The following is a 13,420-nucleotide window of genomic DNA, read 5'->3' as shown; positions in this document are numbered from 1 at the left end:
CCAACCGACCTGGCTCCCGCCCAGACAACGACGCATCAAGGAGAACACCGTGACCGACAAGCAAGCCACCACCGCCCCCCTGCAGAACGCCCGTATCGCCGTCCTCGGCTACGGCAGCCAGGGCCGCGCGCATGCCCTCAACCTGAAGGACTCCGGGCTCGACGTCGTCGTCGGCCTGCGCGCCGGCGGCCCGTCCTGGAGCCGCGCCTATAACGACGGCTTCGCGGTCGCCGAGCCCGCCGACGCCGTGCGCGGTGCCGATCTGGTCGCCGTGCTGACTCCGGACATGACCCAGCCTGGCATCTACAAGGACGCTATCGAAGCCAACATCAAGGCGGGTGCCACGTTGCTGTTCGCGCACGGCTTCAATATCCACTTCGGCCAGATCGAACCGCGCAAGGACATCGATGTGGTGCTGGTCGCGCCGAAGGGTCCCGGCGCACTCGTCCGTCGCGAGTACGAGATCGGTCGCGGCGTCCCGTGCCTGTACGCCGTGCACCAGGATGCGACCGGTCACGCGACCGAGCGTGCCACCGCCTATGCGGCCGGCATCGGCGGCGCTCGCGCCATGCTGATCGAGACCGACTTCAAGGAAGAAACCGAGACCGATCTGTTCGGCGAGCAGGCCGTCCTTTGCGGTGGCGCGACCGAGCTGGTGATCAAGGGTTTCGAGACCCTGACCGAAGCCGGCTACCGCCCGGAGATCGCCTATTACGAAGTGATGCATGAGCTGAAGCTGATCGTCGACCTGTTCTACGAGGGCGGCATCGCGCGCATGCTCGAGTTCATCTCGGAGACGGCCCAGTACGGCGATTACACCCGCGGTCCGCGCGTGATCGACGCCAGCACCAAGGAACGCATGAAGGCCGTGCTCAAGGACATCCAGGACGGCACCTTCGCACGTGAGTGGACGGCCGAATACAAGGCGGGCCTGCCGAACTACAAGAAGTTCAAACAGGCGGATCTGGATCACCCGATCGAGAAGGTCGGCGCCCAGTTGCGTGCCCGTATGCCGTGGCTGCAGGCGAATCAGCCGAAGGCCCCCGCCGAAGCGGCCAAAGCCGCGGAATAACCGAGAAACCCTGTAGGAGAGCGCGCTGCGCGCGATGTCCCTCAGTCGCGCGCAGGGCGCGCTCCTACACGCCGCCAAAGGAATCGATATCAACGTGAACGCGCAACTGGATACCGTCGGCGAAACCCGCCGCATCGCATCGAATCACCCGCTCGCCGGTCAGGCCATGACCGGTGCCGACATCGTCGTGCAAGTGCTTGCCGACGAGGGCCTCGACGTACTCTTCGGTTACTCCGGCGGCGCGATCCTTCCCGTATACGATGCGGTGTTCCGTTACAACGCGGAGCACACGAAAGACGACGGCAACGAACCGATGCCGCTCATCGTCCCCGCCAACGAACAAGGGGCCTGCTTCATGGCCGCCGGCTATGCCCGTGCCTCCGGGCGGGTGGGTGTGGCCCTGGTCACCTCCGGCCCCGGCGCGACCAACGCCGTGACACCGGTGCGCGACTGCATGGCCGACTCCATTCCCGTCGTCGTGATCTGCGGCCAGGTGCCAACGGGCGCCATCGGCACCGATGCCTTTCAGGAGGCGCCGATCAGCACGATCATGGGCGCTTGCGCCAAGCACGTCTTTCTGGTCACGGACGCCTCCACGCTCGAAGCCACGTTGCGTACCGCGTTCCATATCGCGCGCAGCGGCCGTCCCGGCCCCGTGGTGATCGATATCCCCAAGGACGTGCAGAACGCACCCCTCATTTTCGAAGGCCGCCGCGAATTACCCGTGCGCGGCTATCGCTCGCGGCTGCGCGCCGTGGAGTCGGCGACTATCGCCGACGCCCATTGCGCGAGCTTCTTCGACGCCCTAGCCAGGGCCGAACGCCCCCTGATTTACTCGGGCGGCGGCATCATCGCGGCGGGCGCGTCATCCATCCTCCGTGAGTTCGCACACGCCTTCGGCATTCCGGTGGTCACCACACTCATGGGCATCGGCGGCTTCGACACCACCGACCCGCTCGCGCTGCACATGCTGGGCATGCACGGCGCGGCGTATGCCAACTATGCGATGGACGACAGCGACTTCGTCTTCGCCCTCGGCGCGCGCTTCGACGACCGCGTCGTGGGCGTGCCGACTAAGTTCGCACCGAGCGCACGCGCCATCGCGCAGATCGACATCGATCCCGCCGAAATCGGCAAGGTCAAGTCGGTGGACTGGCACCACGTCGGCTCGCTCGACGTGTCGCTCCAGCGACTGCTGGATTACGGCAGGCGCATCGGATTCAAACCCGACTACGCGGCATGGCACGACCATGTCGGCGCATTGAAGACCACACACGCGATGAATTTTTGCCGGGACGGCGAGACCATCCAGCCTTGCGCGGTCATCCAGGCGATCAATCGCATCACGGACGGCCGCGCCATCATCACTACGGGCGTGGGCCAGCACCAGATGTGGGCCGCGCAGTACTTCGATTTTCGCGAGCCCAGACACTGGCTCACCTCGGGCTCGATGGGCACCATGGGCTTTGGTTTGCCCGCCGCCATCGGCGCCCAGTTCGCGCGGCGCGACCTGACCGTCATCGACATCGATGGCGACGCCAGCATCCGCATGAACATCGGCGAGATGGAGACGGTCACCACCTATGGCCTGCCGGTAAAGGTCGTCGTGCTCAACAACAGCGGCGACGGCATGGTTCGTCAGTGGCAGAAGCTGTTCTTCAAGGGCCGCTTCTCCGCGTCGGACAAGAGCCTGCACAAGAAGGATTTCGTGCGCGCCGCGCAAGCGGATGGCTTCGAATGGGCGCGGCGCCTCGACGACCCCGCCGCCATCGACGCGACGATCGCCGATTTCCTTGCCTTCGACGGCCCCGCCTTCCTGGAAGTCGTGATCGATGCCGACGCCGGCGTCTATCCGATGGTCGGCCCGGGCGCCACCTACGCCGAGATGATCACCGGCGACTGGATCGCCAGCCGCAACCCGCCGATCGCCTCCACCGCCGAACCTACAGGGATGTTCTGACCATGCGCCACTTGATCTCCATGCTGTTGCAGAACGAAGCCGGCGCCCTGGCGCGTGTGGCGGGCCTGTTCGCATCGCGTGGCTACAACATCGAATCGCTGACGGTAGCGGCCACGCACGATGCGGACGCCTCCCGACTCACGCTGGTGATCTTCGGCGACGACGACGTGGTCGAGCAGATCATCAAGCAGTCGGCCAAACTGATCGACGTGATCGAGATCGCCGAACTCACGCGCCGCGAACACGTGGAACGCGAGCTGCTGGTGGCGCGCATCGAGGCCAGCCATGCCGCGGTCGATCTCTGCCTCGCGCAGTTCGGCGGGCGCATGCTGCAACGCGCGGCGGGTCAGTCGGTTGTCGAGTACACGGGGCGCGCCGACGAAGTGGATGCGTTTCTTGTCGCACTGCGTGTCGCGGGCGAGATCGTCGATCATGCGCGGAGCGGGATCGCCGCGATCGAAAGACCGCTGGCGATCGCCTGACGTTGGGGCGGGATGGTCTACCAGACCTTGTAGATCTTCCCCGTCTCCCGCCCCTCGACCGACCGCGAAAACGCCAGCGCCGCCCGCGCCGCGCCGACCGGCTCGAAGCCCCGAAAATACGGCCCATACGATGCCATGGCCTCCGACAGTACACTGGGGCTGACGACGTTGATGCGGATACCGCGCGGCAGCTCGATGGCGGCGCCACGCACATAACCCTCGACCGCGCCGTTGACCATGCTTGCGCACGCGCCGGCCAGGATCGGCTGCTCGGTGAGAATGCCGGTAATCAGCGTGAATGAGCCGCCGTCGTGAAGGGAGTCGACGCCGAGCTGGACGAGGCGGACCTGCCCCAGCAGTTTGTCCTGCAGGCCCTCGACGTATTTTGCCTCGGTCAACTCGGCCAGGGGCGCGAACGGTACCTTGCCCGCCGCGCAAACCACGGCGTCGAGCTTGCCCAGTTCACGGTACATGGCCTCGATGCTTTCGCTGTCACGAAGATCCACGCGGAGATCGCCACCCGAGCGCCCCGCCGTGACGATCTCGTGGCGCTCGCCGAGTTCGGCCGCCACGGCGCGGCCCAGCGTGCCACTGGCACCGACGATGAGAACCTTCATTGCACTGCTCCTTGGAGATTGCCAGCGGGAGAGGGTACTCTCGGCCGCATGAATCGTCGCGCCGCCCTTTCGCTGCCGCCACCCATGGCCGATACGTCGGCACTCGGTCGTGAGCAGGATCTGCTGGGTCTGTCCGACGAACCGTCGATTCATTACCTCGAGCACGGCTCGCGCAGCCGGCTGATCCGCTGGCATTACCACCCCGCGTACGAGCTGCACCTGATCGTAGCGACCGAGGGCACGGCTTATGTCGGCGACTACGAAGGCCGCTTCGCGCCTTATACCTTGATGCTCACCGGGCCCAACGTTCCGCACAACTGGGTCACCGATGCAGGATGCGAGCCCTCGCCGCTGCGTGACAGGGTGATCCTTTTCTCAGAAGCCTTCGTCCGTCGGTGTACTGAATTTTTCCCATCCGCCCGCCACGTGAAGTCCCTGCTGCTCGAGGAAGCCCGCTACGGTATCCAGTTTTCTTCGGAGCTGGGCAGGCAGCTCGAACCGCTGTTCCGCCGCGTCTCCGATCATCCGGGACTTCGCCGGGTAGCCAGCTTCTTCGAGATGGTGGAGGCCCTGGCCGAAGATACCGCGCGCCGGCCACTCAGCAGCCGGCCCTTTCAGGCCTCGGCCGACCCCAGCCAGTCGATGAAGCTCCACCGCGCCGTGGCCTTCATCGACCGGCATTACACCGGGGACGTATCGCTCAGGGCGGTGGCGGACCGCCTTGGCATGTCGGAATCGGCGTTCTCGCGCTTTTTCCATCAGCACACGGGCTACCGCTTCATCGACTACGTCAACCAGACGCGCGTGCAGCACGCCTGCGAGAAGCTGGTCAGCTCACCGGCCTCGATTACCGACATCTGCTACGAGGTCGGTTTCAGCAATCTCTCCAACTTCAATCGTCGGTTCCTGAGCCTCACCGGGATGACCCCGCGCGAATATCGGATGCGTCATCGGCTGCCCGTCGCCGACCTTTGATGTCGCGACGCGTCACGCGTCCGTTACTGCCGAATCCTCATCCTCGCGTTTTTACGTACTTTATTGTCGTGCAACGGGAATGCTGCATCGCAGCATAAAGCTCGTTGTATCGCCGTTTTCCCGCGCCCCTGCGAGGGCCTTTCCGCAAAAAAGTATGTATTTTCACCGGAAAACCACGTTGCGCGTATTGGTGAGCCGTCCGCGATAAAACCTATAAACGCACATCCACTTCGACGCGACGGCAGATACGTCACCGCGCGAAAGCCCGCCGCCCAGGGAGGCACGATGAGCGATTACCGGAACCGGCTCGGCGCCCTAGCCGCCTCCGCGCTGTTCGCAGCGCTGGGGATTTCCGCCGCCCACGCCGACACGACACTGACGATCGGTACCGTGAACAACGCGGACATGGTGCGCATGCAGGCACTGTCCCCCGAGTACGAGCGCACGCATCCCGGCGTGCATCTGAACTGGGTGGTGCTCGAAGAAAACACGCTGCGTCAGCGTCTGACCACGGACATCGCCACCCATGGCGGGCAGTTCGATGTCATCACCATCGGTGCGTACGAGGCGCCGCTATGGGGCAAGCAGCAGTGGCTGAAACCGCTTGATAACCTGCCGGCCGACTACGACGTCAACGACGTCATGAAGAACGTGCGCGAGCAGCTGACGGTGGATAACCACCTGTATGCCGTGCCTTTCTACGCCGAAGCCAGCGTTACGTACTTCCGCACGGATCTGTTCGCCAGGGCCAACCTGACCATGCCGGCCGAGCCGACCTGGGATCAGATCAAAGGCTTTGCGCAGAAGCTGCATGACCCGGCCAACGGCGTGTACGGCATCTGCCTGCGCGGCAAGGCCGGCTGGGGCGAGAACATGGCCCTGCTCGGCACCATCGTCAACAGTTACGGCGGACGCTGGTTCGACGAGCAGTGGCATCCGCAGATCGATACGCCCGAGTGGCACAAGGCGGTCAATTTCTACGTCGATCTCCTCAAGAACTACGGGCCACCCGGCCCGTCGGATAACGGGTTCAACGAAAACCTCGCCCTGTTCGCCGCGGGCAAATGCGCCATGTGGGTCGACGCAAGCGTTGGCGGCGGCACGGTCACCGATCCGAAGGAAAGCAAGGTGGTCGGCAACGTCGGCTTTACGCGCTCGCCGCATCAGATCACCGATCGCGGTTCGTCGTGGCTGTGGGTCTGGTCGCTGGCGATCCCGGCCAGCACGCGCCAGCCCGATGCGGCGCGTGACTTCATCCTCTGGGCGACGTCCAAACCGTATCTGAAGCTGGTCGCGGACAAGTACGGCGCGCAGGCGACGCCACCGGGTACCCGTGAGTCGACGTATGCGAACGCGGGCTACATCGAGGCGGCACCCTTCGCGAAGGTCACCTACGACTCGCTGAAGGCCGTCGATCCCTCGCACCCCACGCTCAAGCCCGTGCCGTACAAGGGTATTCAGATCGTTTCCATTCCCGAGTTCCAGGCGGTGGCGACGCTGGTCGGCCGCCAGATCGCCGGTGCGCTGGCCGGCCGCGGCAACATCGATGAATTGCTGCACACGGCCCAGGGCGCGGTCAGCCGCACCATGAAACGTGCCGGCTACTACGACAACAAGCCGGTCATCCAGAAGGAGTCGCCGTAATGAGCGCGCGCATCCGTAAACGTCCGGAACGGCTGCTCGCCCAGCCCGCGATCATCATGCTGCTGGTATGGATGATCGTGCCCCTGGCGATGACGCTGTATTTCTCGACCCAGTATTACAACCTGCTTTACCCGGGTAAGTCGGCCTTCGTCGGGCTGGAAAACTTCGCTTACTTCTTCACCTACCCGAGCTTCTGGACCTCGATCCTCAACACGATCCTGCTCGTGGGCAGTGTGCTGGTGATCACCGTGGTCGGCGGTGTGCTGATATCGGTTTTGGTGGACGAGACGTTTCCGGGCCAGGGCATCGTCCGCATGCTTCTGATCTCGCCGTTCTTCATCATGCCCACCGTGGCAGCGCTGGTCTGGAAAAACCTGCTGATGAATCCGGTATCGGGCTTTCTCGCGTGGGTGTGGAAGGCCTTCGGGGCCACACCCGTGAACTGGTTCGCCGACTGGCCGCTACTTTCCGTGATCACCGTGGTGTCGTGGGAATGGCTTCCGTTCGCCATTCTGATCTTCGTCACCGCGCTGCAGTCGCTGGATCGCGAGCAGATGGAAGCCGCACGCATGGATGGTGCGCGGGGCTTTGCGATCTTCCGTTATCTGACCCTGCCCCACCTGGCGCGCCCCATCGCCGTGGTGGTGATGGTCGAGGCCATCTTCCTGCTCAACATCTTCGCCGAGATCTTCGTCACCACCAACGGTGGTCCGGGCGATGCGACGACCAACATTCCGTACCTGGTGTACACGCAGGCACTGCTCGAATTCGACGTGGGTGCCGCGTCGGCCGGCGGTCTGGTCGCCGTGGTACTGGCCAACATCATGGCGGTGTTCCTCATCCGCCTGATCGGCAAGTCGTTGACCGAGAAGGCGTGAGGAGACAGCCATGGCCAAGAAGACCCGCAACCCCCTCGCCCGCACGCTACGCATCGTCGCTTCATGGATCGTCGCGTTCGTCATGTTCTTTCCGATTCTCTGGATGGTGCTGACCAGTTTCAAGTCCGAGCTGGATGCCTTCAGCATGCCGCCGCACTTCCTGTTCGCGCCGACCCTGGAGAATTACGAGCAGATCCTGGCCCGTGCGAACTATCTGCACTACGCGTGGAACTCCATCGTGACGGCGGGCGGCGCCACCATCCTCGGCATGATCGTGGCGGTGCCGGCGGCGTACGCCTTCGCGTACCACCCGACGATGAAGACCAAGAGCGTGCTGCTGTGGATGCTCTCGACCAAGATGCTGCCGAGCGTGGGCGTACTGGTGCCGATCTACCTGATCTGCCGCGATCTGAACATGCTCGATTCGAAGACCGCGCTGGTGATCATCTTCGCGTTGATCAACCTGCCGATCATGGTCTGGATGATCTACACGTACTTCCGCGACATTCCGTACGACATCCTCGAAGCGGCCCGCATGGATGGCGCCAGCACCACGCAGACGATGTTCCGGGTACTGATCCCGGTGAGCCGCGGCGGCCTCGCCTCGACCGCGCTGCTCTGCCTGATCCTCTCGTGGAACGAAGCGTTCTGGTCGCTCAACCTCACCACCGCCAGCGCCGCGCCACTGACCGCGCTGGTGGCCTCGTTCTCCAGTCCCGAGGGGCTGTTCTGGGCGAAGTTGTCCGCCGTGTCGACCCTGGCCTGCGCACCCATCCTGGTGCTCGGCTGGCTGTCGCAGCGACAGCTCGTCCGCGGTCTCACCTTCGGCGCAGTCAAATAAGGAGCCACCCATGTCCCGTCTGGAAATCCGTCAGCTGCGCAAGTCTTTCGAGGGCGTCGACGTCATCAAGGGCATCGACCTCGTCGTGGAGGATCGCGAGTTCTGCGTCTTCCTCGGGCCTTCGGGCTGCGGCAAGTCCACCACGCTGCGTCTGATCGCCGGCCTCGAAGAGGCCGACGACGGGCAGATCCTGCTCGACAAGGACGACATCACCGATAAGCCGGTGGATAAGCGCGACCTTGCCATGGTGTTCCAGAGCTACGCGCTCTATCCGCACATGACCGTGCGCGAGAACATGTCGTTCGCGCTGAAGCTGGCGAAGATGGACCAGCGCGCGATCGACGAGAAGGTGGCCAGGGCGACGAAGATCCTCGCCCTGGAACCGTACCTCGACCGCAAGCCGTCCGCACTCTCCGGCGGTCAGCGCCAGCGTGTCGCGATCGGTCGCGCCATCACCCGCGAACCGCGCGTATTCCTGTTCGACGAGCCGCTGTCCAACCTCGATGCCGCGCTGCGTGCGGCGACGCGCCTCGAGATCGCCCGGCTGCACACCGAACTCAACGCGACGATGATCTACGTCACCCACGATCAGGTCGAAGCCATGACGCTGGCGGATCGCATCGCGATCTTCAGCCACGGGCGTATCGAGCAGATCGGCAAACCGATGGCGCTGTATCACAAGCCGGTGAACAAGTTCGTCGCCGGGTTCCTCGGCATGCCGCAGATGAACTTCCTCGAGGCGACAGCCGAAGGCGGTACGTTCCGCCTCGCCAACGGCAATACCGTCAGCGTGGCCGGCGTCGAAGCCACCGGCAAGGTCACTATCGGCATTCGCCCGGAACACCTTCGCGTGTGTGACGGCGACGGTAGCGGCGAGACGATCAACGGCAAGCTCAGCGTCGTCGAGCGGCTTGGCAGCGAAACCTATGCTTACGTCGACGTGCCGCAGGTCGGCTCGATCACGGTGCGCGCGGAAGGCGACTTCGAGCGACGCGCCGGTCGCGACATCTGCATCCGCCTCGACCTGACGCACGCTCACGTCTTCGATGCCAACGACGTCGCCATTCATCATCCTCCACGAGTCTGACCATGGCCTTCCCCCTCCGTAACGACTCGCTCGACCGCCTTCCCCAGGGCGTCGACGCACCGCCCTTCGACCGCACGAAGGTCACCGCCGGCATCGCACATATCGGCGTCGGCGCGTTTCATCGTGCGCACCTGGCGATCTATACCCATCACGCGCTGTCCGATCCCGCGATGCATGCGTGGGGCATTCTGGGCATCAACCTGCTCGAGCATGACCGTCCGCTGGCGGAGGCGTTCAAGGCACAGCAGGGCCTGTATTCAGTCAGCGAATACGATCCACGCGGCGAGCGGAAGACGCACGTCGTCGGCGCCATGGTCGACTACCTGTATGCGCCCGATGACGGCACCAGGGTACTCGACCGCCTCGCCGACCCGGCCATCCGTATCGTCTCGCTGACGATCACGGAAGGTGGCTACCTGATCGATGAGCACGGGACGTTCCGGCTCGACGATGAAACGGTGGCCTATGACCTGAATCATCCGGACACGCCGAAGGGCGTATTCGGCTTCATCGTCGGCGCGCTGGAAAAGCGCCGTGCCGCCGGCGTGGATGCGTTCACCGTGATGTCGTGCGACAACCTTCGTCACAACGGTGCGCAGGCGAAGCGCGCCGTGCTCGCGTTCGCGAAGGCACGGTCGGACGAACTGGCGGACTGGATCGACCGGGAGGTCGACTTCCCCAACGCCATGGTCGATCGCATCACGCCGGCGACCACGGCGAAGGTGCGCGACGAACTCAATGCCGCGACCGGCCTCGACGATCAGGCGCCCGTGGTCTGCGAAGACTTCATCCAGTGGGTACTCGAAGACAAGTTCCGACACGGTCGGCCATCGTGGGAGAAGCACGGCGTGCAGATCGTCGACGACGTCTCGCCGTACGAGGATGCCAAGATCCGCCTGCTCAACGGCTCCCACCAGATGCTGGCGTATCCGGCCTTCCTGGCCGGCCACCGTCGGGTCGACATCGCCGTGAAGGATCCTCTGTTCAACGCGTACCTCACCGCCTTTCTCGACGACGACGCGGGCGTCTGGCTGAAGTCGCTGCCAGGCATGGATCTCGGGCCCTACAAGAAGAAGCTGCTCGACCGGTTCAGCAACGCGTCGATCGCGGACCAGCTGGACCGGCTGTGCCTCGATGGCGGCTCGAAGATCCCCGGGTTCCTGGGGCCGACGATTACCGCGTGTCTGGAAGACGGCAGAGATGCCCGCCGCGTGGCCTTCCTGCTGGCGACCTTCGACCGCTATGTACGTGTCGGCAAGGACGACAACGGTGAGACGTATCCGTTGCGCGAACCGAATGCGATGCGTCTCGTCCAGCCGCTGATCGACAGCGGTTCGAAAGACGCGCTGATCAAAAGCGTCGAACTGGTGGGTCCGTTGCCCGCCAGCGACAAGCGATTCCGCAGGCAGTACGACATTTACGTGGAATCACTGGAAAAGCAGGGCGTACGCAAAACGTTGGAGAACCTCGACTCCCTCGTCGACTGAGGTTTCATGGGGCGATCTCAGGGACTTCACTTACCCGATCCTACGGTGGTCCCCCGACCTCGTAGCAAGTGGAGTCCCCACCATGCCCTACAATCCGACCAACCCGCAGCCGCCCTTTGCCGAACCGGGCAAGAACCGCCCGGAAGATGAGATCCGCCAGCCCGGCAGCTATAAGCCGGAGCGCGACGCGGACCCTGAGCCGCCAGTCAACGATGATCCCATCGAGCGGCTGGAACCTTGATCGACCCCGGGCGCCGAGAGGCGCCCTTTTTTTAGACTCGCTTCTGTGTGACGCAGTCCCGCCGGCGAATCCCGGCGAAGCGATGACGCGGTCACCGCTTCAGCCGCTAGACTTCACGGCATGAGTCCGACACCGAAGAAGCCCGCCCCGCGACGCAAGGCGCCGACCACCGCGCGCAAGGCAGTAGCGCCCGCGCCCGACGTAGCCGCACGCCCCGCCGACGCGTCCACCAGCGCCGAACGCGTGCTTGCCTTCCTGCTCAAGGGTTTGCCCGCGGCCCATCGCGAGAAGATCCACGCCTATCTCGTCCTCACCCGCATGGACCGCCCCATCGGTGCGCTGCTGCTCCTGTGGCCAACCTGGTGGGCACTCTGGCTCGCCGCGAAAGACTTCCCGCCGGTCGGCCCGTTGATCATTTTCACCCTCGGCGTGTTCGCCATGCGCTCCGCCGGCTGCGCGATCAACGACTACGCCGACCGCAAGCTCGACCCTCAGGTCGCGCGGACGGCCGGACGGCCGATCGCCAGCGGGCGAGTGACGCCGCGCGAAGCGCTCTGTGTGTTCGCCGGGCTGCTCGTTTTTTCTTTCGTGCTGGTCCTGTTTACCAACACGCTGACCATCCTGCTGTCATTCGCCGGCGCGGCGCTCGCGGCGGTGTACCCGTTCTCCAAGCGCTACACCAACCTGCCCCAGGTGGTGCTCGGCGCGGCCTTCGGCTGGTCGATCCCGATGGCGTTCGCCGCCGTGACCGACACGGTGCCGCCGGTCGCGTGGCTGCTCTTCATCGCCAACATCATCTGGTCGGTGATTTACGACACCGAGTACGCCATGGTCGACCGCGAGGACGACATCAAGGCCGGCGCGAAATCCACGGCCATCCTGTTCGCCGATGCGGACCTCGTCATCATCGGCATCCTGATGGGCACGTTCCTGCTCGCCATGCTGCTGGTGGGCACACGTTCGGGGCTGGGCTGGCCGTACTGGCTCGCGCTCGCCGCCACGACGGGGCTCTTCGCCTGGCAGCAATGGATCATGCGCGACCGCGATCGCCAGGCCTGCCTTACGGCGTTCCGCCAGAACAACTGGGTGGGCCTGGCGTTGTGGGTGGGGATCGTGGTGGCGCTGGCCCTGTAAGCGGCATGCCCGGCGCCGGCGTGCGCGCCAGGGCCCACACATCCACCCGAGGGATGCCGGCTTCGATCAGCAACTGCGCGCATTCGCCTAGCGTCGCGCCGGTGGTCATGACGTCATCGAGCAACGCCACGTGACGTTGCGGCGGCATGCGCCGTACGTCGAAGGCGCCGCGTACGTTACGCGCGCGCGTGACCGCGTCGAGTTCGGTCTGCGCCGTGGTCCGCTTCACCCGCCTGAGCACGTCGTGCCTGACCGGAATACCCAGATGCCTGCCCAGCGGACGGGCGAGTTCGAGCGCCTGGTTGTAGCCACGGGAGCGCAGACGGGACGAGTGCAACGGCACGGGCAGGATGAGCTCCGGCATCGTCGGCGGCTGGCCGGCGGCTAGCCACGCGTCGGCGAGCACCCGGCCCGCGACAAGACTTCCCGCGAACTTGAAACGGGCCTCCAGCGCGTCGATCGGCCAGGTGTAGACGAACGGCACCCAGAGATCGGCCCACGGCCTTTCGCGCTGGCGGCACGCGTCGCATTCGGCCACGGCTACCGGGAGCGGAACGGCACACCGGCCGCAGCAGACGTCATTACGGACGAGGCCGGAACGGCACGCTCCGCAAAGGGCCCGGCCATCCAGCCCGTCGGCCTCGCAGACCAGACAACGCGGCGACAGGAGGAATCGCGTCGCCGCGTTCAGCCACGGACGGTACCGGGATGCATCCATGCGTCGCAGGCCGCGTCAGTCGCGCCGCCGGAACATCGCGGCGTCGACGATCGACCACAGGTGGATGATCCAGCCCAGCCAGATGATCCATAGGACAGCCGCCAGCACGAACATGATGAGTGCCTTGAAGACGCGGCCCTGGACCAGCTGACCCAGGCCCGGGATAAAGAAACTGCACACGGCGGCGATGACGTTGCCGCTGCTGCCTTGTCCAGCGCTCATAGATGGTCTCCGGGAAGGTCGTTGTCCCCATCGTACGGCGGCACGCGTCGTTCGACCGTAAA

Annotated in this window: 14 protein-coding genes; 11 read left to right on the top strand and 3 right to left on the bottom strand. The window is 64.8% G+C overall.

Annotation, left to right across the window (positions count from 1 at the left end):
- The first annotated feature begins 49 nt into the window (after window positions 1–49).
- From ilvC to ilvN, 3 genes are all read left to right on the top strand, one after another.
- The gene (gene ilvC / locus FA85_RS11535; protein ID WP_081907615.1) at window positions 50–1,072 is read left to right on the top strand and encodes a ketol-acid reductoisomerase; all 1,023 of its coding nucleotides are present in this window, start codon (window positions 50–52) and stop codon (window positions 1,070–1,072) included.
- A 166-nt stretch (window positions 1,073–1,238) separates the two neighbouring features.
- Entirely contained in the window at window positions 1,239–3,032 is a 1,794-nt protein-coding gene (gene ilvB / locus FA85_RS11530; RefSeq protein WP_081907675.1) for a biosynthetic-type acetolactate synthase large subunit, read from the top strand.
- A 2-nt stretch (window positions 3,033–3,034) separates the two neighbouring features.
- Entirely contained in the window at window positions 3,035–3,514 is a 480-nt protein-coding gene (gene ilvN, locus FA85_RS11525) for an acetolactate synthase small subunit (protein WP_036116582.1), read from the top strand.
- Between the two features lie 17 nt (window positions 3,515–3,531).
- On the opposite strand, the gene FA85_RS11520 is transcribed toward ilvN, so the two are convergent.
- The gene (locus FA85_RS11520) at window positions 3,532–4,131 is read right to left on the bottom strand and encodes a short chain dehydrogenase (protein ID WP_036116583.1); all 600 of its coding nucleotides are present in this window, start codon (window positions 4,129–4,131) and stop codon (window positions 3,532–3,534) included.
- A 48-nt stretch (window positions 4,132–4,179) separates the two neighbouring features.
- Between FA85_RS11520 and FA85_RS11515 the strand changes: the two genes are divergently transcribed.
- The 8 genes from FA85_RS11515 (at window position 4,180) to ubiA (ending at window position 12,418) form a co-directional block, all read left to right on the top strand.
- Window positions 4,180–5,106, top strand: coding sequence for a helix-turn-helix domain-containing protein (locus FA85_RS11515; RefSeq protein ID WP_081907616.1), 927 nt, complete (start codon window positions 4,180–4,182; stop codon window positions 5,104–5,106).
- A 285-nt stretch (window positions 5,107–5,391) separates the two neighbouring features.
- Complete coding sequence (locus FA85_RS11510) at window positions 5,392–6,750, top strand: ABC transporter substrate-binding protein (RefSeq protein WP_051944087.1); 1,359 nt, start codon at window positions 5,392–5,394, stop codon at window positions 6,748–6,750.
- The gene (locus FA85_RS11505; RefSeq protein WP_036116586.1) at window positions 6,750–7,628 is read left to right on the top strand and encodes a carbohydrate ABC transporter permease; all 879 of its coding nucleotides are present in this window, start codon (window positions 6,750–6,752) and stop codon (window positions 7,626–7,628) included. The genes FA85_RS11510 and FA85_RS11505 overlap by 1 nt, the downstream gene beginning before the upstream one ends.
- A gap of 10 nt (window positions 7,629–7,638) precedes the next feature.
- The gene (locus FA85_RS11500) at window positions 7,639–8,469 is read left to right on the top strand and encodes a carbohydrate ABC transporter permease (RefSeq protein WP_036116587.1); all 831 of its coding nucleotides are present in this window, start codon (window positions 7,639–7,641) and stop codon (window positions 8,467–8,469) included.
- Window positions 8,470–8,479: 10 nt separating this feature from the next.
- Window positions 8,480–9,556, top strand: a complete 1,077-nt coding sequence (locus tag FA85_RS11495) for an ABC transporter ATP-binding protein (RefSeq protein ID WP_036116590.1) — start codon at window positions 8,480–8,482, stop codon at window positions 9,554–9,556.
- Window positions 9,557–9,558: 2 nt separating this feature from the next.
- Window positions 9,559–11,043, top strand: a complete 1,485-nt coding sequence (locus FA85_RS11490; RefSeq protein WP_036116592.1) for a mannitol dehydrogenase family protein — start codon at window positions 9,559–9,561, stop codon at window positions 11,041–11,043.
- An 82-nt stretch (window positions 11,044–11,125) separates the two neighbouring features.
- Window positions 11,126–11,284, top strand: a complete 159-nt coding sequence (locus FA85_RS21895; RefSeq protein WP_156108817.1) for a hypothetical protein — start codon at window positions 11,126–11,128, stop codon at window positions 11,282–11,284.
- Between the two features lie 243 nt (window positions 11,285–11,527).
- Window positions 11,528–12,418 (top strand): 4-hydroxybenzoate octaprenyltransferase, encoded by an 891-nt coding sequence (gene ubiA / locus FA85_RS11485; RefSeq protein WP_036118630.1) that lies wholly within the window; start codon window positions 11,528–11,530, stop codon window positions 12,416–12,418.
- Here the strand turns inward: ubiA and FA85_RS11480 are convergent.
- On the bottom strand, window positions 12,345–13,136 hold the full coding sequence (locus FA85_RS11480) for a ComF family protein (RefSeq protein ID WP_239739907.1): 792 nt from the start codon (window positions 13,134–13,136) through the stop codon (window positions 12,345–12,347). The two genes, ubiA and FA85_RS11480, sit on opposite strands and share 74 nt — an antisense overlap.
- A 15-nt stretch (window positions 13,137–13,151) precedes the next feature.
- A complete protein-coding gene (locus FA85_RS11475; protein WP_036116594.1) occupies window positions 13,152–13,358 on the bottom strand; it encodes a hypothetical protein in 207 nt (68 codons plus the stop codon).
- Window positions 13,359–13,420: the final 62 nt, after the last annotated feature.

Origin of the sequence: Luteibacter mycovicinus (assembly GCF_000745235.1) — a bacterium.
Classification (GTDB): domain Bacteria; phylum Pseudomonadota; class Gammaproteobacteria; order Xanthomonadales; family Rhodanobacteraceae; genus Luteibacter; species Luteibacter mycovicinus.
This window is presented reverse-complemented; position numbering and strand designations above follow the sequence as displayed.

Coding starts and splice junctions, on each gene's coding strand:
- ilvN (WP_036116582.1), top strand. CDS start 3,035: ATGCGCCACTTGATCTCCATGCTGTTGCAGAACGAAGCCGGCGCCCTG.
- FA85_RS11510 (WP_051944087.1), top strand. CDS start 5,392: ATGAGCGATTACCGGAACCGGCTCGGCGCCCTAGCCGCCTCCGCGCTG.
- FA85_RS11490 (WP_036116592.1), top strand. CDS start 9,559: ATGGCCTTCCCCCTCCGTAACGACTCGCTCGACCGCCTTCCCCAGGGC.
- FA85_RS11500 (WP_036116587.1), top strand. CDS start 7,639: ATGGCCAAGAAGACCCGCAACCCCCTCGCCCGCACGCTACGCATCGTC.
- FA85_RS11475 (WP_036116594.1), bottom strand. CDS start 13,358: ATGAGCGCTGGACAAGGCAGCAGCGGCAACGTCATCGCCGCCGTGTGC.
- FA85_RS11520 (WP_036116583.1), bottom strand. CDS start 4,131: ATGAAGGTTCTCATCGTCGGTGCCAGTGGCACGCTGGGCCGCGCCGTG.
- FA85_RS11515 (WP_081907616.1), top strand. CDS start 4,180: ATGAATCGTCGCGCCGCCCTTTCGCTGCCGCCACCCATGGCCGATACG.
- FA85_RS21895 (WP_156108817.1), top strand. CDS start 11,126: ATGCCCTACAATCCGACCAACCCGCAGCCGCCCTTTGCCGAACCGGGC.
- FA85_RS11505 (WP_036116586.1), top strand. CDS start 6,750: ATGAGCGCGCGCATCCGTAAACGTCCGGAACGGCTGCTCGCCCAGCCC.
- FA85_RS11480 (WP_239739907.1), bottom strand. CDS start 13,136: ATGGATGCATCCCGGTACCGTCCGTGGCTGAACGCGGCGACGCGATTC.
- FA85_RS11495 (WP_036116590.1), top strand. CDS start 8,480: ATGTCCCGTCTGGAAATCCGTCAGCTGCGCAAGTCTTTCGAGGGCGTC.
- ilvB (WP_081907675.1), top strand. CDS start 1,239: ATGACCGGTGCCGACATCGTCGTGCAAGTGCTTGCCGACGAGGGCCTC.